The sequence below is a fragment of the Pseudochrobactrum albidum genome (assembly GCF_051851455.1).
Classification (GTDB): domain Bacteria; phylum Pseudomonadota; class Alphaproteobacteria; order Rhizobiales; family Rhizobiaceae; genus Pseudochrobactrum.
In genome coordinates this window covers 155,569-175,489 of sequence record NZ_JBPVTR010000020.1, presented here as the reverse complement: position 1 = coordinate 175,489, position 19,921 = coordinate 155,569, and the positions used below count along the sequence as shown (strand labels likewise).

Here is a 19,921-nt window from a genome sequence, read left to right as displayed (position 1 = left end):
TCTCCAAATATACAAAGCGGAACCCGCCTTCATGTCCCAGCCTGTATCCTATGTTGCCACACTGATCTGCAACCCTGCCAATCCGGTTCTGACTCCTGAATTGGGGCATAAAGCCTGCGCGGCAGCGGATACGCAAGCCCTTTACTGGCTGGCAGACGGAATTGCCTGTGATCTGCCATTGAAAACCGGCACAGATCATACCGCAACAGAACAAAAAATCAGAAATGCACTTGGTGATGCACCCGTTGATATTGTTATTCAGGAACAGGAAAGCCGCCGCAAGAAACTGCTGATTGCGGATATGGACTCCACCATGATTCAACAGGAATGCATTGATGAACTGGCAGAAGAGGTTGGCCTGCGTGAGCATATTGCCGCTATCACCGCGCGCGCTATGAATGGCGAAATTGCCTTTGAACCGGCTTTGCGTGAACGTGTGGCACTGCTCAAAGGTCTGCCAATCAGCATTATTGACCAGGTTATTGCCAGCCGCATTACCCTGACACCGGGCGGCAAGGAGCTAATCGCCACCATGAAAAAACACGGTGCCTATACTGCGCTTGTCTCCGGAGGTTTTACCAGCTTTACCGCAAAAATTGCTGCAAAACTGGGCTTTGATGAAAACCGCGCCAATATTCTGCTTGATGACGGCACCAAACTTAGCGGCCTTGTCGCAGAGCCAATTCTTGGCGCCGATGCCAAAAAAACCAGCCTTGATGAAATCTGCACCATGCGCGGTATCACCCCGCAACAGGCTATGGCTGTGGGCGATGGCGCTAATGACCTGCCCATGCTCAAACATGCCGGCAGCGGCGTTGCGCTTCATGCCAAGCCGTCAGTAGCGGCACAGGCGCGCATCCGCATAGATCATGGCGATCTTACGGCCCTGCTCTATATTCAGGGCTACCGGAAAACAGATTTTATAACAGCCTGATTTTTGAGATAATCAGGCATGGGAGAGGATTATGATAATATTGGAAACACCGCGCCTGATTATTCGCAACTGGCAGGAGGATGACCGTCCGTTTTTTCACGAAATCAATTCTGATCCCGTGGTAATGGAGTTCTTTCCGGCTCTGCGCAGCCGTGAGGAATCTGATGCCCTGATGGATCGCCTTCAGAAAATGATCAGCGATGACGGATTCGGTTTCTATGCTTTACAGGACAAAGCAAACGGCGAAACAATCGGCTTTACCGGCCTTGCAAAAACAAATCTTGAACCTTTTATCCCTAAAGATACGCTGGAAATCGGCTGGCGGCTGGCAAGGCGCTTTTGGGGGCAAGGCTATGTAACAGAAGCAGCACAAGCCTGCCTTGCCCATGCTTTTGACACGTGCCATCAGGATGAAGTGGTTGCCTTTGCCGTGCATAACAACCACCGCTCAATAGCGGTTATGCACCGCCTTGGCATGATGCACCAGCCGGAGCGGGATTTTGACCACCCGCAAGTGCCGGAAAGCCAGCCGCATCTCAAACGCCATGTGCTCTTTTCCGTAACAAGGCAGCAATGGTTGAATCAATTTGGCAAGATATATAACTAATTTATTAATTTAATTAAGTTTTTATTTATACCAAGGCCGGAGCTTTTTATACTCCTCCGGCCTTTTTCATTTTTAATATCAGCTTAATCAATACGCAATGTAACAAAGCGCAATTCACCACTTGGCGCGGCCAGCATCAGCAAGGCATTTTTACGCCCCTGCTGGCGCAATTTATCCAGCTTTTTCTGGATATCTGCCGGAGATTTAACCTGCTCCTGCGCAAATTCCACAATGACATCACCAGCCTGAATGCGCTTTTCTTCCGCAGCAGATTTCCCGGCAACAGCACTGATCAGCACCCCGTCCACTTCATCAGCAATTTCATATTTTGCGCGTTGTGCTTCATCAAGTTTAACAAGCGACATGCCAAGCACGGCAACAGTATCAGGAGCCTTTCCCTTATCACCAGCCTTGTCACCGGCCTTGCTCTCGGCGGTCTTGTCTTTATTCTCATAATCCTCCAGCCGTCCGAGCTTGATTTTAACAGTCTGCTCCTTGCCCTTGCGCAACACCACCACACTGACTTCCTTCCCAACAGGGCTTTCTGCCACAACGCGCGGCAGATCACGGGCATTTTCCACATCCTTGCCATCAAATTTAAGGATGACATCGCCGGCCTTAAGCTCTTTATTATCAACACCGCTATTGGCAATAAGCCCCGCCACCAATGCGCCTTTGGCCTCTTTCATGCCAAAACTTTCCGCCACATCATCCGTAACAGGCTGAATACGCACACCAAGCCAGCCGCGGCGGGTTTCGCCAAATTGTTCAAGCTGATCGATAACAGAAACCGCAAGTTCCGACGGAATGGCAAAGCCAATACCGATAGAACCGCCGGTTGGCGAGATAATCGCCGTATTAATACCGATCACCTTGCCATGCATGTCAAAAAGCGGGCCGCCGGAATTGCCGCGGTTAATGGCAGCATCGGTCTGGATAAAATTGTCATAAGGGCCTGCACTGATATCGCGGTTGCGCGCCGAGATAATACCAAGCGTTACAGTGCCGCCCAAGCCAAAAGGATTGCCGATAGCCATCACCCAATCGCCAATCCGCGCCTTATTGGAATCGCCAAAGCCAACCGCCGTCAATTTATGTTTAGCCGGATCAACCTTCAAAAGGGCGATATCCGTCTTGGCATCAGTGCCCAGCAATTCTGCCTTGAGCTTTTTGCCATCAGTAAAATTCACTTCAATTTCATCGGCATCCGCAATCACATGATTATTGGTGATCACCAACCCTTTTTCTGCATCAATAACAAAGCCTGAACCGAGAGATTGCATTTTACGGGCTGCACTGCCGCCGTCTTTCTGGTTTTCATCCGAGAAAAAATCATCAAAAAACTCCTTGAAAGGCGAGCCATCCGGCAGTTGCGGCGCAGGTGCGGCCTCCTCCTCGCCATTCTCATCCTTGACAGATTGTGACGTGGAGATATTGACCACCGCATCCAGCAACCCTTGTGCAAGATCAGCCACAGATGCCGGCCCTGCCATTGTGCCTGCAGGCGCCTGCCCCAAAGCTGCAAACCTGCCGCTGATAACAGGTTGCGCCTTTTCCTGCGCCATCACAGCCGATGCGCTGCATATTGCGCTGCCCAACAGCAATGCGCTTAATCCGGTGCGCAGAGAATGCGAAACTACGATTTTATGTCTGACAGACCTCATCTGAAAACTCCGCTCACCTTCCGGATTTCATGGTATTTCCGGTTCAAGCCCAACCATTGAAAACAACTTTTTATTTCACGCATAGATTGAAAACCGCTTCACATTCCTCAAAACATGCTCTCATTATTGTGCCGGTTTGAAAGCCAAATACGGCCAGTTTAGGACAAAGCCTGTTTTTCAAAAACTTTGAAACTCTCAATCTTCACCAAGCATGAACTGTTACAGAAAAGCAGGTGCTTTGCACGAAAAAAGCGCGCGGAGATCACCGCGCGCTTTTTTAAATTTATCGGTTTGCCATCAGCCCCGTATCATCCAGATCACACCAACACCAAGCGCCAGCGCCGCAATACCTGCACTTCGCAAATATGTGTCCTGCACTTCTGACACATCTTTTGCCATACGTCTGGCAAATTGCGGAAAGCCGCCATAAAGAACGCCCTCTATAACAAGAAGCAATCCCAGAGCTGTAATAAAATCCTGCATTACTGCTTATCCGCCGGACGGTCGGCAGCTGCAGGCAATTTTCCGGCAGCATCCTTGAAGAAGCGGAAGAACTGTGAATCCGGTGACAGAACCATGGTTGTGCCCTCAGCCTGCAAGGCCTGACGATAGGCATTCATGGAACGGTAGAAATTGAAGAAGTCCGGATCCTGTTTTGCAGCATCGGCAAAAATCCGTCCGCGTTCAGCTTCCCCCTCACCGCGCAGCACTTCAGAATCGCGATTGGCTTCAGAGACAATTTCCACAACCTGACGGTCTGCCACAGCCTTGATACGCTGTGCGGCCTCACGCCCGCGGGCACGCAGACGTTCAGCTTCCGCAAGGCGCTCGGCCTTCATGCGGTCAAAAGTCTGCTGCGAGACTTCGGCTGTAAGATCAGTACGGCGGATACGCACATCTTCAATTGTAAGCCCGAGAGATACCGCATCCGGACGCAACTGATCCCGCACTTCACGCATCATGCTGCCGCGTTCTTCCGATAAGGCAGCCTCAAAGCCGCGCAGACCGTAGACCGTACGCAAGGCCGAATCGAGACGCGTGCGCAAACGCTGTTCTGCCAGCATTGTATTGGCAGAAACTGTCTGGCGGAACTTGCGCGCATCAGTAATGCGATAAACAAGGAAAGCATCCACATCATAGAATTTACCGCCGGAGACCTGCACGCGAATATCATCCAGATCAAAACGCAGCAAACGGTCATCAATCATCTGCACAGTATCTGCCTCGGCAAAGGCAAAAGGCAGCTTGAAGTAAATGCCGGGTTCCGTTTTCACATCAACAATCTGACCAAAGCGCAGAACAATAGCCTGCTGGCGCTCATTCACCACAAAGACCGATGAATAAATCAGAAAGGCAACAACCGCCAGCGCACCCGCAATAAAAGGCAAACGATTCTGGTTCATTATTGTGCGCCTCCTTCTTTACTGCCGGTTGTCTTGCCCTGCTGGCGCATCAGCTCTGTCAGCGGCAGATAAGGCATAACCTTGTTATCACCTTCAATAATAATCTTGTTGCTGTCTTTCAGCACCCGTTCCATGGTTTCAATGAAAAGACGATCGCGGGTAATATCCGGTGATTGCTTATAAATATTCAGCACAGAATTGAAGCGCTGGGTTTCACCTTCCGCTTCCTGAACCATGCGGGTTTTATAACCGGCTGCATCTTCACGGATCTGCGCCGCCTGCCCGCGCGCCTGCCCGAGCTTCTGGTTGGAATATTGGTTTGCCTCTTCAACAAACCGGTCCTCATCCTGCTCGGCGCGTTGCACTTCATCAAAAGCATCGGCCACTTCACGCGGCGGTGCCGCATCCTCAATAGAAACGGCATTGATCTGAATGCCGGCGCCATAACCATTGAGCGTATCCTGCACAATATCACGCACAGACTGGGCAATTGCCGCGCGGTTATCGCGGAACACATCCTGCGCCGGACGGCGGCCGACAATCTCACGGATTGCGCTTTCAGAGACCTGACGCACCATATTATCAGGATCCTGCACATTAAACAGATAAGCGCGCGGATCCGACACACGGTAAAGCACCGAGAACTGAACATTCACAATATTCTGGTCGCCGGTCAGCATCAGCCCTTGCGTGGCGCCGCGTGTGCCCTGCCCGCCAATATTGATCTGGCGCTCACCTGTTGAAGCTTTTTCATAGGTTTCAATCGGCCAGAGATGAAAATGCAGACCCGGCTCAGAAACAACATCCTTGGGCACGCCAAAGCGCATTTCCACAGCCAGCTCATCAGGCTGCACGGTATAAATACATTGAAACAACCAAAAACCGACAAGCGCCAAAGCGCCGATAATATAAAGAGGAGCACCGCCGCCACCTCCGCTGCCGCCTGGCATAACTTTTTTCAGCTGATCCTGCCCTTTGCGCAGAATATCCTCCAGATCAGGCGGGGTTCCGCCGGGGCCGCCGTGCGGCCCTTTCGGCCCCTGCCCCCATGGCCCGCCCTGATTAGAGCCGCCATTATTGGAATTGCCGTTTTTATCGCCGCCGCCCCACGGGCCGCCGCCATTCTGATTACTCCAGGGCATCCTCACCTCTCGTGCCAGATGTCAGAGGCGGAACACCTCTTTTCATCAATCAATATGTTCCGTTTATAGGTGCGCAATTGCCGTCTTTCAACGCAAGACACGCAGATTCATCACGCTTTTGCAATTTTCTGTCAAATTAGTTGAGCTGCATGGTAAAAATTTTATGCTCAGGGCAAGGCGCCAGCCCGTGCAAAGCCAGCAAACCAGCCAGATACCGCCGCAGATTCTTTGCGCAATCCGATACAGATATGAAAGTAATCAGGCCTTTCAAAGCCGCAATATCAATCAGCGGCGCTCATAAACCACATAACGGGTGGGATAATTATCCTTATCTCCTGCCGGCACAAATTCTTCCTGCACAATGCGCCATATGGCCGGATCAACAGGCGCAAAAAACGCATCGCCATCAATCTCCGCCTCAATATGGGTAACATGCAGATGTGTGGCTTTATTCATCGCCTGCCGATAAATCTGCGCCCCGCCAATAATACAGATTTCCCCCGCACCTGCGGCAAGGGCTGCCTCTTTTCCGGCAATCAGCGCCGCATCAACAGAAGGCACAATCACAGCGCCCTGCGCCTGGTAATCAGCATCACGCGTGATCACAATATTTGTGCGGTTTGGCAGCGGACGGCCAAGAGATTCCCAGGTTTTGCGCCCCATCACCACAGGTTTGCCAAGAGTGAGCTTTTTAAAACGCTGCAAATCCGTGGATAAGCGCCAGGGCATGCCGTTATCACGCCCTATCACACCATTTTTTGCAACCGCCACAACAAAGGAAATAATCATGAGCCTATACCGCTATCGGCGCTTTAATTGACGGGGCAGCCTCATAGCCAACCAGTTTAAAATCCTCAAAGCGGAAAGCAAAAATATCCCGCACCTGCGGATTAATCTCCATAACCGGCAGCGCCTTTGGCGTGCGGGTCAGCTGCAATTCAGCCTGCTCAAAATGATTGTGATAAAGATGGGCATCCCCCAATGTGTGCACAAAATCACCGGGTTTGAGGCCTGCAACCTGCGCAATCATCATGGTGAGCAATGCATAGGAGGCAATATTAAACGGCACACCAAGGAAAATATCAGCTGAACGCTGATAAAGCTGGCAAGAAAGCCTGCCATCGGCCACATAAAACTGAAACAGGCAATGGCATGGCGGCAGCGCCATCTCATCAACAAGAGCCGGATTCCATGCAGAAACAATCAATCGTCTTGAATTCGGATTGGTTTGCAAATCGCGGATCAGATTGGCAATCTGATCAATATGGGTGCCATCCGGTGCCGGCCATGACCGCCATTGCGCGCCATAGACAGGGCCCAAATCCCCGTTTTCATCCGCCCATTCATTCCAGATTGAAACACCATTGTCGTTTAAATAGCGGATATTGGTGTCGCCGCGCAAAAACCACAACAATTCATAGATGATAGAGCGCAGATGCAGTTTTTTGGTTGTGAGAACCGGAAAGCCCTTGCCCAGATCAAAGCGCATCTGATAGCCGAAAACCGACCGTGTTCCGGTGCCGGTGCGGTCACCACGGTCTGTTCCATGTTCCAGAACATGCTGAAGAAGATCAAGATATATACGCATTGGGCTTACAACTCCGGTTATATCTTAATAGCATCAGACAGCCTTATAAAAAAACATACAAACAATACAATTAACAAAAAAAGCTCCGGCTCAGGCGCCGGAGCTTTTTACGGTCAGACAGTGTTTGCCGTGAAAATTGCGCTAAAGCCGGCACAACCCCGCAGGATCAATTACGATACCAGCAGACTATGCCATCTGGCATTGACATAACAATATGCCCGAACAAACCAGACCGGTCAGAGGCTTTCCAGCTTACCGAGTGCCTTGGCGCAGAGATAATAGAAAGTGACGCGCTGTTTATTGTGATCCCCCTTCATGGTTTCAGCAACACTGGCAATTACCGCATCAGCTTTTTCGGCATCTTCAATACCAAGCTTTTTGCCAATCCAGCTTGTGCGCACAGTCGCCAGTTCGCTGGGATCCGAAGTGGCCACCAGTGAAGCATCACGGCTGCGCAGTGCAATACCAAGATGTTTGACAATTTTATTAACCACAGCCTCATCGGCAGCTGCATCATAACGGCGTACGTCACCAAGATAATCAGTCATGAAACCTGTCTCCTACAATCTAACCGCAATTCACGGCTGTTCAATCTGAAACAAAATTCCGTCATTTGCTAAACTTCCGGAACAATGTCTGCTCATGAGCAACAGTATAAGCCGTTATAGTATAAGCTATCTGCGCTTATGCCTGCCCTGCCATGTTTTCTTTATGCAGCTTGCATTATGCTGAAAGATTGACCAGCAAGCACAAGCTGTCAATGGCGCATAACAGTATTCTTTTAAAAAACACATCAAATTGTTATTTCAGACTTTTTTTATAGATGAACAGGCACGCTGATTTTTTAATCAACAAGAGCACTTGTTTTATATCTCTCAAATATCCTGAATCCTTGGTGCGGCAGCTCTCTGTCAAATGTCCGGATTTGCCGCGGCAAATAATTGCGGCCATTATCCGCCATGAAAATAGCCTGCCCCTCTTTTCAAAATGGTTGAAGCCACTTATATAAAGGCTGCCGGCTTGACCGGCTATGGTGATAAACGGACTGCGCAATAAACCCATTGGACCCGGGGGCGGTACCCGGCGCCTCCACCAGAAGACAGTTTAGAAGACAGCTTAAATGCAAAAAGCTGTCTTGTGGCGGGGGCGAAACAGGATCGACAAGGGCGTAAAGGTTGATCTTTCACCCGGCATTGTACCACCGTTATCGGGCTAACCTAGTAGTTGCAAACGACAACTATGCGGAAGCACGTCTCGCTGCTTAATGCGGTGCGATAGCTTCACTTAAAGCCGCAGGCCGTCGCAGGTCTGTGCGGGGTTCGAAGGCACCTGGCAACAGAAGCCTTCACTTCTCTTGTTCAATTTATCAGCGCAACTGCATTCCTGTAACGGGTGCAGGCATCTCACTCTGAAATGCCCCTTACCTCTGATCAGCCTTGCTGCAGTGATTTGCGTTCACAAAAAATATTTTCATCAGCAAAATTAATCCATCTTCTGCCTTTCCCCTTTCACAACAGCAGTATAATAATGGATAGAGCTGTGCAGCAGTATTTTTTCACGCAATTGTCAAAAGCTGTTATACCGCTTGATGATCATATGCTGTCCTCTCGCATATCCTGCCTTGATTATCGGCAGGGCATACGGCAAAGCTGATTGAGACAACATTCATAAACAATATTCCTCGAAACCGGGATCAAGGATTTTATGGTTCAGGATCTTATCCGATACGATATTCTTGCTCAGGATGCGCTGCGCGGCGTAATCCGCAAAGTTCTTATGGAAGTAACCAAGGCCGGCCTGCCCGGTAATCACCACTTCTTTATTACATTTCTCACGCAGGCTCCGGGTGTGCGCATTTCCTCACGACTCAAGGAGAAATATCCTGAGCAGATGACGATTGTTCTGCAACACCAATATTGGGATCTGGTGGTGACCGATCAGTTTTTTGAAGTCGGCCTCTCCTTTGGCGAGATTGCTGAAAAGCTGGTTATTCCCTTCTCGGCCATTCGCGGCTTTTATGATCCTTCGGTCAATTTCGAGCTGGAATTTGATGTTTCCGTTGTCATGCCGACCGGCGATAATGACAGCGAGAATTTTGAAAATTTCGAGATCATCTCCGAGCTGAAACCACAGGATGATGCAGAGGAAAAAGCCTCAGTCAAACCTGAGAAAAAGCCGGTTAAAAAGACCGAGCGCAGCAAAACCGCCGCAAAAGACGACGCGAAAGAAAAACCTGCTGCAGAAACGGGCAAGCCATCTGCAGATGTGGTCTCTCTTGATGCTTTCCGTAAAAAATAAACATCTGACACTCCGGTTCAGGCCGGAGTGATACCATCCCCGTTTCAGGCATATTTTTTTGAAGGGCATGATTTTGGGCGATATCATCAATCTCAAACAATTCAAAAAGCGCAAGAATCGCGCTGAAAAACAACAACAGGCTGAGCAAAACCGTATTTTATTCGGGCGCACAAAAGCCGAGAAGAATTTTGCCAGAAATCAGCAGGAAAAAAGCGCCCGCTTCCTGCAGCAAAACCGGTTGGAACCCCCGTCATCCGGCACGCCCCACCATGATGATGACCATCCTTCATGACACAAAAACCTTCATACAACCTGCCGTTTTCTTCAGCACGCAGCAAAGCCCGCCTGCGCAAACATTCTGTAACCCTGCATGGCCATGCCACCAGCTTTTCGCTGGAAGATGCATTTTATGACATTCTTGTACAAATTGCCGCAAAGAATAACCAATCGCTGGCTTCGCTCATCACCCGCATTGATGATGAACGCGACCGCAGCAGCAATCTCTCCTCCAGCCTGCGCCTTTATGTGCTGGATTGGGTATTAAACCAACAATCTCACGGATGAGCCGGTGCCGGCGGCATATCCGGCAAATTTTGCAAAAATTCATCAAGGCTTGGCTTAAAATCCGGTGAAGTCACTTTTTTATCCTGCCTGTCACTTTCAGGCTCAGGCCCGCTGCTCCCTGCAGCCTCTTCAGCACGTTTTCGCAACGCTTCCTCGGCTTCAAGGCGCAATTGCTTGCGCTCTGCCATTCTGGCAGCGTAATATTCAGCCTCACGCTGCAGCCGCTGGCGTTCAATAATCAGCGCCTGCGCGGCCTCCGCCCGTTGCTGTTCGCGCAACAAAGCACGCCGTGTCAGAAACTGCACCATCGGTTGATAATCAAATTTCACAAGCGGTGCAGCCCAATTGCCTGATAGGGCAATTTGCAATTGTGCGGGCACATCATTGCGCTCTGAAGGCGGCAGCTGCAGTTCCAGCGCACCATTGCCGCCCCAGTCAAGATCATTCAGGTTCAGTTGAAAATCTCCCTGCAAAACGGCTTTTGCATGTTTTGCCTGCAACCCTGTAAAGCGTATGATTCCGCCTGTGAGCGCCATATGAGCCTGCATCTTCTCAGCCTGCAACAAGCCACCTTGTGTCAGCATCTGTGCCAGGGCAAGGCGCGCCGCTTCTGTCTTTTTCTGCTCTTTCCCGCTATCAGGCAAGGCATCCGGCAATGCGTCCGATTTTGTCAGTATTTCCTCTGTTTCCGCCACATTCAGCCCGGCAAAAACCGGAGCATTTACACTGATCTCTCCCTCACCTGCCAGCGAGCGGACAAGATCAGCCACGGATTTTCCGCTGCCGGTAAAACCAAGTTTAATATCACCCTCACCGCTTAATGGCGGCGTTATACCGGCAGGATGATAAAACTGCGCCATCTCAACATTGCTCAGGCGCAAATCGCCATTTGCAAGCATTGTGCCATCAGCATTATTAACTTCCGCCTTGCCGGATAATTTGCCGCCAGCCCATTGCCCGCCAAGCTCATTCATTTGCAATTGCTGGTCATTTTTCACAAGGCGTACAGAAAAATCGTGAACCGAAACCTTATCAGCAATCTCTGCCTTTGCAGCACGCACACGAATATTCATCGCAAGCGGCAGATTATTCTTTTTGCCAAAAATCTGTTTTGACCAGCCAAAACTGTGAGCGGGCGCAACCGGCATGCTCTGAATATCAGCCACCGGCAAACCTGCCATCGCAGCAAAAAGCGCCCTCATATCCAGACGCTCCAGCGTAATATCACCACGCAATTGTGCAACCGTCTGCTCGCCCAAAGAGCCATCCAGCTTGGCACTGACCTTTTCCCCGTCAAGCTGCCCCTGCAGATTGGGCAGCCGGACAATGTTTTTGCCAAACTGAAAATCGCTTGCAAGATCAACCGGCAACCCATTGCCAAAACCCCGCCCGAACGGCAATGCATAACCGGTTGTTGCCAGAAACGGCTCCAGATCCCCGCTTTGCAAGCTGGCCTTGCCACTTGCGGCTATCTCATCCCCGCGCAAGGTAACCACAGCATCAAGGCGCGCATGGCCATCCTCACCGCTCAGCTCAAGGGCGGTCTTCATACCGGCCACCGGCGCACCCTGCACCTGCAGGTTAACCTCTGTTTCACCCATCAGGCCAAGCGGCAAAACCGGCATACCGATCAGGGCAAGTGCAGCCTCACCAGAAGCCGCTCTGGCATTGGCAGTCAGTGATAACTGCATCGGATCCGTGCCGGTCAATGTGCCTTTTGAAGAACCGGCAACAGCAACAATCAGCGTTTCAGTCTGCCCGTTAAGACTAAAAGATAATTCAGTATCAGATTTTGCGGCAGCACTTTTCTTTTTCTCACTGCTAACACGCCCTGCACGCGCCCCCTCACCCGCTGCCTGCTGCACATTGGCATTATCTGCCGGCTGAGTTCCGGATTTTTCTTTTGTGCCATTGCCAAAAAGATTGACCGCATTAAGGATCATATCCAGTTTGGTACCGGCAAAGAGTTGCGGATAGGCCAAAGCTCTTTGCTGCAAACCTTCAATCAGCGGCTCTTTGGGAAAAGCTTTGTTCAGCCCCCGGAGAAACGGCACAAAATCATCAGCCAGAACCGTTGCATCAAGTGTGGCATTCACTGATTTGTCAATCAATTGCAAAGAACCCGTGGCTGAAATATTGGCGCCTTCCGCATCATTGATCATCAAACGGTCAAAATCCAGCTTGCCCTCATTAAGCCGGAAAACCGTATCCACCTGACCGGCTTTAAAACCTGAAAACATAACAGGGCCGGCTTTAAGATTTACGGTCAGGTTTTCCCCCCTCAGTGCAGATAAATCCCCCTCCTGCAAAAACAGGCCGCCCAATGCCTGCAACACGCCGGTATCAATCGCTTTTCCGGTTATTTTCAACACGGATGATGCTGCACGATCCTGCGCACTGCTGCGCTCAAACATGCCGGTCAAAACCGTTTCACCCAGTACAATTTCCAGATCATTGATTTGCTGCAGATTATTATTCAGCACAATTTTTCCGGAAAATCCGGCCGCCTGCGCCTGAGAGGATGCCGCCGTCGCTATAGAAGACGTGACAGAACCCGCCGCCCCCGTTAACCAGGAGGCAAATCCGGCCGGTTGACGGGAGGCGAGCAGAAAATCCCCGTTAAACCCGAAATTATCGCCAAGCTGCAATTTGCCTTTAGCCTCAATCTGTGTGCGTCCCGGCAAATCAGCCTGCAACTGGCTGATATTCCACGCACCATGATCGGGCTCCGCCCGGATAATAACAGAACGGATTGTGGTGCCGCTGGCAATAATAGCCGGAAGGCGCAGATCAATATTACCCGGCATATCCGGCACCGGAATACGCTCAAGCAGGTTTTGCAAAAAGACGATTTTCTCCCGCAATGACAAAACCGGCTTTTCACTTTCCGCTTTTTTCTGCGGTGTAATATCCGGCTTCATCCCGTCAAGATAAACCTGCTGACCATCCGCACTGATCATAAAATGCGGATTATCGCCCAGATCAAGCTTTGCCCTGCCATTGATAACATATGGCGCATCGGCCTCACCCTGCTCCATGCGAAACTCTTCCGCATCAAAACCACTGCTTCGGGCAACAAATTTACCGGTCAAACGCAACCTATCAAGGGTGATTGCCTGTTGTTTTTTCTGCCCGTCACCATCAAGCGTAAAAAAAGCAAATTGCCCCTGATAAAGCGGTCTGCCGTTTTCCTCCGTTAAATCGCCTTCCGCTTCAAAAGATATTGCCAGATTATCCGGCAGCAAGCGCAAACGCAGCTTCAGCGGCTCATCCGGCTTTTTTTCTGATGTGGCAATTTCCACGGCAAAGGGCTGCCCGTCAGCCTGCATATGGCCGTTTATACGCCATGGGCCTGCCAGATTTTCTGCCGACAAAGTTGCGTTAATATGATCAAACAACTGTTGCCGTCCGCGCGCTTCATCACGCAAGGTTAGCTGCCCGTCTTGCAGGGTAAGCTTTTCCAGCCGCACTTTGGCAGCCGCAAACTCGCTCTTTTCCGGTAATGTCCAGTTTAACCGCCCTTGTTGATCCAGCCCGGCATAAAGATGCGGTTTCTCCATCCGCATATCAAAAATCAGGATTTGCCCGCGCAAAAACGGCATCAGTTCCGCATCCATGGAAAATTTTTCCATGGTCAGCGCCTTGCTGCCATCCGGCGCATCCACCACCACATCCGAAAAAGTAACCGAGGGAAACGGCAAGAGACGGGCATTTGCCGTACCGTTCACATGAACAGGGCGGCCCAATATGCGTGTGGCTTCCTGCTCAAAACGATCCCGATAGCCTGTCCAGTCAATAAAAGGCGGCACAACCAGCGCCAAGGTCAGCACCAGCACCAAAAAGCCACCAATAATAACGAACAACCGTCCCAAATTCTCAAACTCCAGCTATCCGCATAGCCTTATTTCACAATTACATTGCCCGAGTTGCCAATAAAGCGCCATTTCTCTTTTTTGCATTGTGCAGCGCGTTTCAAAACCGCTTTAACTCCCCTTATTAATTAAGATATTTGCAGTTTTTAAAACCGTCTGTCAGGCTTCATTCCTGTTATACTGCCATACAATATGACACAGGCCATATCACACAGGTGATGAATCACATTTCCAGCTGCACCATAGCTGTTCACAGTCAATTTCAACAAGGTGTTTCCTGCGGGCAATATGTTTGTTACCCCAATGCCTGCCCAAAATACTGTACCACTCTTGATCCGCCTGCCCTGAAGCTTTACAGCTGTCACATAACAACCAATATTGTTCCATAAAGGCCAGGCTCCGGCTCTGAGGCAACCACACACGACCTGCACACGCCCCGCCCATAAATTGACTGTATCTCTGTGACATTATCATGAATTATTCAACCTCCGGGACAAATTCCCAAAATATGGAAACCATTCCGGATTTTTATGAAACTGCCGTTTTCAAACGCGATATTTTCTCGGAAACCCGCGCCGGTTATTTCGCCGGCGATCCGGAAACCCGCATTATCCGCCGTGTGGTCAGCGCTGCGCCGTGGTGGTCGAGCCCGCTGGCATGGTGGCTGGCGCGGCGTGAAATCCGCGGCCTGCAAAAGGTACGAGGCATCAAGGGCACGCCGCAATTGCTGGCAACCGATAAACACGGCCTGTTCCGCACCTGGACTGATGGCACCCCCTTGCATCTGGCACGGCCGGCACACAGGCAGTGGTATCGTTCGGCGCACCGCATTTTGCGTGATATGCGCCGCATGGGTGTAACTCATAATGATCTTCAAAAGCCCCAAAACTGGCTTATGACCCCAGAAGGGGAAGCCGCTGTGATTGATTTTCAGCTGGCCTCTGTGCATCGCCGCCGCGGCGCTTATTACCGGCTGATGGCCTATGAGGATTTTCGCCATCTCATCAAGCAAAAGCGCAATTTTGCACCGGATTTGATGACGCCGACGGAAAAGCGCATTCTGGCGCGCCGCTCACTGCCATCACGCATCTGGCTGGCCACAGGCAAAAAAATTTATAATTTCATTACCCGCAATATTTTCAACTGGTCGGATGGTGAAGGCACCGGCGACCGGCTGGATAATGAAGGGCCGGCAATCATTGCAGCCCTCAAATCTGATCCGCGGGTTAAAGATGTTTCCTTAAGCCTTTATTCCCTGCCCGCCAAAGGGGTGGGAATCTATGCCTTTGTTGAAACGCTGCAGGCTGATGAAAAATCACTGCGGGCACGCCTTAAAGGCCATAAGGTGGAGCTGATCCAGCCGGTTGCCCATCTGCCGCGCCGCAAGGATGGCACAATCCGTGAAGATATTCTGCGCCTTGTCGCCATGAACCAGATGACAGAGCTGGATGATCTTTTACAGCGTGAGCCGGATATGCGCCTGCTGGTGGAGGCACTTGCCGCACACCGGCTTAATCTGACTGACCGGCGCATTACACAATTGGAATAGCCACGCTTTCTTTCCTGTAAGGCTGTGAAAGCTGCTCAAATAAAGTACCTGTACAAAATACAGGTACTTTATTTGTTCTCATCTATGGCGTTTCGCTTAAGAATCATTACATTCAGAATCATGTCAGATTTTCCAGACGATATTCCCTTCTTCGGGGAGCCGGACGCTCCGGCAACACCGCAGCCGCAATCCGGCGCACCGGCGGGTATCGCCGCGCGCGCCATGCAGGCACGTAACCGGCAGCAAGGCGAGCCGGCCTATCTGCAAGGGCTGAACCCCGAGCAGCGGCAGGCCGTCATCACCACAGAGGGGCCGGTTCTGGTGCTTGCCGGTGCAGGCACCGGCAAAACCCGCGTTCTTACCACGCGCATTGCGCATATTCTGCAGCAAGGCTTGGCTTTTCCAAGCCAGATCCTCGCGGTAACCTTTACCAACAAGGCTGCCCGCGAGATGAGAGAACGCATCGGCCATCTGGTTGGCGGTGCGGTTGAGGGCATGCCATGGCTTGGCACATTCCACTCCATCGGCGTTAAAATTCTGCGCCGTCATGCAGAATTGGCGGGGCTGCGCTCCGACTTTACAATTCTTGATACGGATGATGTGATCCGCCTGCTCAAACAGCTTATTCAGGCTGAAGGGCTGGATGACAAACGCTGGACGCCGCGCGCTTTCGCGATGATGATCGACAATTGGAAAAATAAAGGCTACGGCCCATCAGATATTTCTGAGGGGGACGCGCGTTCTTTTGCCAATGGCAAGGGGCGCGAGCTTTATCAGGCCTACCAGGAACGGCTGAAAACGCTCAATGCCTGTGACTTTGGCGATCTTCTGCTGCATCCAATCCGGATTTTCCGTAAATATCCGGATATTTTACGCGAATATCATGCCAAATTCCGCTATATTCTGGTCGATGAGTATCAGGATACCAACACCGCGCAATATATGTGGCTGCGGCTGCTGGCGCAGCGCCCTCAATCTACATCACCTCAAAATAACACGCCCAACGCGACCGACTGGTCGCCCGAGCCTATGCGAGGCCCTTACGGAGCCGGTGAGCATAGCGAATTCGGCGCAAGTACAAATAATTCCGGCACCAATAAACCCGCGCATCAGATTAATATTTGTTGTGTGGGTGATGATGACCAGTCAATCTATGGCTGGCGCGGGGCGGAAGTGGATAATATTCTGCGCTTTGACAAAGATTTTGCCAATGCAACCATTATCCGCCTTGAGCGCAATTACCGCTCCACACCGCATATTCTTGGCGCTGCATCCTATCTGATTGCCCATAATGAAGGCCGCCTCGGCAAAACCCTGCAGGCACAGGCGGCAGATCCCGATGACCAGAAAGTGCATGTTCATGCGGCATGGGATTCAGAGGAAGAAGCCCGAGCAGTTGGTGAAGAAATTGAACAGGCGCAGCGCCGCGGCCATTTGCTCAATAATATGGCTATTCTGGTGCGCGCCTCATTCCAGATGCGCGAATTTGAAGACCGTTTTGTCACGCTTGGCCTGAATTACCGCGTTATTGGCGGCCCGCGTTTCTATGAGCGTCAGGAAATCCGCGATGCCATGGCTTATTTCCGCGTGGTTGCACAACCGGCCGATGATCTGGCTTTTGAGCGTATTGTCAACACACCCAAACGCGGCCTTGGTGAGGCCAGCCTCAGGCTGGTGCATGATTATGCGCGGGCAAAGAATATGCCGATGCTGCTTGCAGCAGAAGATTTGATTGCCACGGAGGAACTGAAGCCCAAAGCCCGCTCTGCCTTGCGTGAAGTAGTGGAAAACTTCCGCCGCTGGCGAAGCCTGCTCGATAACAAATCCCATACGGAACTGGCCGAGGCCATTCTTGATGAATCCGGCTACACAGCCATGTGGCAGAATGACCGCTCTGCCGAAGCTCCAGGGCGACTGGAAAATCTTAAAGAACTGATCCGCTCCATGGAGGATTATGAATCCTTGCGCGGTTTTCTGGAGCATGTGGCTCTGGTGATGGATACCGAGCAGAATGAAGGCATGGATGCGGTTAATATCATGACGCTGCACTCAGCCAAGGGGCTGGAATTTGAGACCGTCTTTTTGCCCGGCTGGGAAGAAGGGCTGTTTCCGCACCAGCGCGCATTGGACGAGGGCGGCCGTCAGGGGCTGGAAGAAGAACGCCGGCTGGCCTATGTCGGCCTGACGCGCGCCAAGAAAAACCTGCATATCTGGTTTGTTTCCAACCGCCGCATCCACGGCATGTGGCAAACCACAATTCCGTCGCGTTTTCTGGAGGAATTGCCGGAAGAACATGTGGATATTGCAGAATCCGACAGTTCTTATGGCGGCGGCTACGGGCAATCCCGTTTTGATGCCGTGGGGCGCGGCGATCCTTTTGCCAATTCCTACGCCACACCGGGCTGGCAGCGTGCACAACAAAACCGCTCCGAAGCCACGCGTAATAATTGGGGTTCACGTTCGGGTGCCAATGTGGAGCGCATCGGCTATGGCGAGGCGGATTCCGGTTTTGGCGCCGGCCGCGGCTCAGTCAAAGGCAGGGTAATCGACGGTGAACTTGTGGCAAAATCTGTTACATCTGCCCCTTCCGCCTATAAAATCGGCGACCGCGTGTTTCATTTAAAATTCGGTAATGGCAATATTGCCTCGGTTGATGGCAACAAACTGACAATCAATTTTGACCATGCCGGCCAAAAACGTGTCATCGACAGTTTTGTAAAGCCGGTATAACAATCCGACATATCATTTTCAGGGTAAATTATTCCAATTAACCGTCACATATAAGCATAAGACAACAAATACACTCCCCTGCGGAAAAAACCATTGCTTAACCGCCCTGCAATTCTCCGCTAGGTTTCAATTCAACGGGCGAAGGCGCACAGCACCTTCGCTTCACTTGTTTGAAAGAAAATTTCATGTCTGACGCTCATATAAAAAAATCTTCCGCTCAGGCCAAACCACTCTATCTGAACTTTGGTTTTCAGGTATTGACGGCCATGGTGATAGGCCTGCTTCTCGGTTTGGTTGCCCGCAATATGGGGCCTGATATCAATGGCAATGCCAACTGGCTGTCGGTTACGCTGCAAACAATTGGTACAATTTTTGTACAGATGCTGCGTGCGCTTGTGCCACCACTGGTTTTTACTGCAATTGTTGCCTCAATTGCCAATCTGGCAGCAATCAACAATGCCGCCAAGCTGGTCTGGCAAACCTTGCTCTGGTTTGCAATCACATCCTTTATCGCTGTGCTGATTGGTATAGCACTGGGGCTGATCATTCAGCCAGGTATCGGCTCCGATATTCTGGCCGAGGCGGCCAAAGCACCAGCCTCCTCCGGCTCATGGCTTGATTTTCTCAAAGGTTTGGTTCCTGCTAATATGCTGGGCCTTGAGGCCGGCACCAAACTCAATAATGGCACAGCCTCCACATCCCTCAATTTCAATGTTCTGCAAATTCTTGTTATCGCTATCACTTTTGGCGTTGCAGCACTAAAGGCCGGTGATGCAGCCAAGCCGTTTCTTGCCTTTAACCAATCCCTGCTGGTGGTGGTGCGCAAAATCCTGTGGTGGGTTATCCGCCTCACCCCGCTTGGCACAATTGGCTTGCTGGGGCGTGCTGTGGCACAATATGGCTGGGAAACATTAATTCAGCTCAGCTGGTATGCCGCCGCCATTTATCTTGGTCTGACGCTGGTGTTGTTTGTGGTTTATCCGGCAATTCTGCTCTTCCATGGTTTAAAACCATCGCGCTTCTTTGCCGGTAGCTGGCCAGCCATCCAGTTAGGTTTTGTTTCGCGCTCCTCTGTCGGCACCCTGCCGGTAACAGAAGCCGTAACCGAGCGCAATCTGGGCGTGCCGCGTGAATATGCAGCTTTTGCCGTACCGCTTGGCGCCACCACCAAAATGGACGGTTGCGCTGCAATCTATCCGGCAATCTCGGCCATTTTTATTGCGCAATATTTTGGCCTGCCGCTTGGCCTGCAGGAATATGTGCTGATCGTTTTTGTATCAGTACTGGGCTCTGCCGCCACTGCCGGCCTTACCGGAGCCGTGGTCATGCTCACCCTTACCCTGTCCACCCTCGGTCTGCCGCTGGAAGGTGTCGGCCTGCTGCTCTCCATTGACCCGATCCTTGATATGGGGCGCACTGCTGTCAATGTTGCCGGACAATCACTGGTGCCGACAATTGTTGCAAAGCGTGAGGGCATCCTTGATGAGGCGGTCTATAACAACCATAAAAATATTGATGATATCGACCCGTCACATCTTAGCCCGCAAGGTGCAACCGCCTGAAACAAAAG

The 19,921-nt window shown here is 51.2% G+C and carries 16 protein-coding genes and 1 other RNA gene; 9 read left to right on the top strand and 8 right to left on the bottom strand.

Annotation, left to right across the window (positions count from 1 at the left end):
• Positions 1-31 precede the first annotated feature (31 nt).
• Positions 32-934, top strand: a complete 903-nt coding sequence (serB, locus tag ACSTTO_RS05395; RefSeq protein ID WP_439272108.1) for a phosphoserine phosphatase SerB — start codon at positions 32-34, stop codon at positions 932-934.
• 31 nt (positions 935-965) lie between these two features.
• Positions 966-1,541: a GNAT family N-acetyltransferase gene (locus ACSTTO_RS05390; RefSeq protein WP_439272107.1), complete on the top strand. Its 576-nt coding sequence runs from the start codon at positions 966-968 to the stop codon at positions 1,539-1,541.
• A gap of 83 nt (positions 1,542-1,624) precedes the next feature.
• Here ACSTTO_RS05390 and ACSTTO_RS05385 read toward each other — a convergent pair whose 3' ends face one another.
• The 7 genes from ACSTTO_RS05385 to ACSTTO_RS05355 form a co-directional block, all read right to left on the bottom strand.
• On the bottom strand, positions 1,625-3,106 hold the full coding sequence (locus ACSTTO_RS05385; RefSeq protein ID WP_439272192.1) for a DegQ family serine endoprotease: 1,482 nt from the start codon (positions 3,104-3,106) through the stop codon (positions 1,625-1,627).
• A 396-nt stretch (positions 3,107-3,502) separates the two neighbouring features.
• On the bottom strand, positions 3,503-3,688 hold the full coding sequence (locus tag ACSTTO_RS05380) for a DUF2065 domain-containing protein (RefSeq protein ID WP_439272106.1): 186 nt from the start codon (positions 3,686-3,688) through the stop codon (positions 3,503-3,505).
• Positions 3,688-4,608, bottom strand: coding sequence for a protease modulator HflC (gene hflC, locus ACSTTO_RS05375; protein WP_439272105.1), 921 nt, complete (start codon positions 4,606-4,608; stop codon positions 3,688-3,690). Before hflC ends, ACSTTO_RS05380 begins: the two co-directional genes overlap by 1 nt.
• Positions 4,608-5,750: an FtsH protease activity modulator HflK gene (hflK, locus tag ACSTTO_RS05370; RefSeq protein ID WP_439272104.1), complete on the bottom strand. Its 1,143-nt coding sequence runs from the start codon at positions 5,748-5,750 to the stop codon at positions 4,608-4,610. The genes hflC and hflK overlap by 1 nt, the downstream gene beginning before the upstream one ends.
• Before the next feature lie 285 nt (positions 5,751-6,035).
• Positions 6,036-6,539: a dihydrofolate reductase gene (locus ACSTTO_RS05365; protein WP_439272103.1), complete on the bottom strand. Its 504-nt coding sequence runs from the start codon at positions 6,537-6,539 to the stop codon at positions 6,036-6,038.
• A 4-nt stretch (positions 6,540-6,543) separates the two neighbouring features.
• On the bottom strand, positions 6,544-7,338 hold the full coding sequence (locus ACSTTO_RS05360; RefSeq protein ID WP_439272102.1) for a thymidylate synthase: 795 nt from the start codon (positions 7,336-7,338) through the stop codon (positions 6,544-6,546).
• Between the two features lie 236 nt (positions 7,339-7,574).
• Positions 7,575-7,886 (bottom strand): DUF2853 family protein, encoded by a 312-nt coding sequence (locus ACSTTO_RS05355; RefSeq protein ID WP_439272101.1) that lies wholly within the window; start codon positions 7,884-7,886, stop codon positions 7,575-7,577.
• A gap of 427 nt (positions 7,887-8,313) precedes the next feature.
• Between ACSTTO_RS05355 and ssrA the strand changes: the two genes are divergently transcribed.
• From ssrA to ACSTTO_RS05335, 4 genes are all read left to right on the top strand, one after another.
• Positions 8,314-8,688: a transfer-messenger RNA gene (ssrA, locus tag ACSTTO_RS05350) on the top strand.
• A gap of 354 nt (positions 8,689-9,042) precedes the next feature.
• The gene (locus ACSTTO_RS05345; RefSeq protein ID WP_439272100.1) at positions 9,043-9,636 is read left to right on the top strand and encodes an SspB family protein; all 594 of its coding nucleotides are present in this window, start codon (positions 9,043-9,045) and stop codon (positions 9,634-9,636) included.
• Positions 9,637-9,703: 67 nt separating this feature from the next.
• A complete protein-coding gene (locus ACSTTO_RS05340) occupies positions 9,704-9,928 on the top strand; it encodes a DUF4169 family protein (protein WP_439272191.1) in 225 nt (74 codons plus the stop codon).
• On the top strand, positions 9,925-10,200 hold the full coding sequence (locus ACSTTO_RS05335; RefSeq protein WP_439272099.1) for a ribbon-helix-helix domain-containing protein: 276 nt from the start codon (positions 9,925-9,927) through the stop codon (positions 10,198-10,200). The genes ACSTTO_RS05340 and ACSTTO_RS05335 overlap by 4 nt, the downstream gene beginning before the upstream one ends.
• Here the strand turns inward: ACSTTO_RS05335 and ACSTTO_RS05330 are convergent.
• Positions 10,191-14,072 carry an AsmA family protein gene (locus ACSTTO_RS05330; protein ID WP_439272098.1) on the bottom strand — a complete coding sequence of 1,294 codons (3,882 nt, stop codon included), beginning with the start codon at positions 14,070-14,072 and terminating at the stop codon, positions 10,191-10,193. The genes ACSTTO_RS05335 and ACSTTO_RS05330 overlap by 10 nt on opposite strands.
• Positions 14,073-14,580: 508 nt before the next feature.
• On the opposite strand from ACSTTO_RS05330, the gene ACSTTO_RS05325 reads away from it, so the two are divergent.
• The 3 genes from ACSTTO_RS05325 (at position 14,581) to ACSTTO_RS05315 (ending at position 19,913) form a co-directional block, all read left to right on the top strand.
• Positions 14,581-15,621, top strand: a complete 1,041-nt coding sequence (locus ACSTTO_RS05325) for a serine/threonine protein kinase (protein ID WP_439272097.1) — start codon at positions 14,581-14,583, stop codon at positions 15,619-15,621.
• A gap of 120 nt (positions 15,622-15,741) precedes the next feature.
• On the top strand, positions 15,742-18,351 hold the full coding sequence (locus ACSTTO_RS05320) for a UvrD-helicase domain-containing protein (protein ID WP_439272096.1): 2,610 nt from the start codon (positions 15,742-15,744) through the stop codon (positions 18,349-18,351).
• 185 nt (positions 18,352-18,536) lie between these two features.
• Positions 18,537-19,913, top strand: a complete 1,377-nt coding sequence (locus ACSTTO_RS05315; RefSeq protein WP_439272095.1) for a dicarboxylate/amino acid:cation symporter — start codon at positions 18,537-18,539, stop codon at positions 19,911-19,913.
• Positions 19,914-19,921 lie beyond the last annotated feature (8 nt).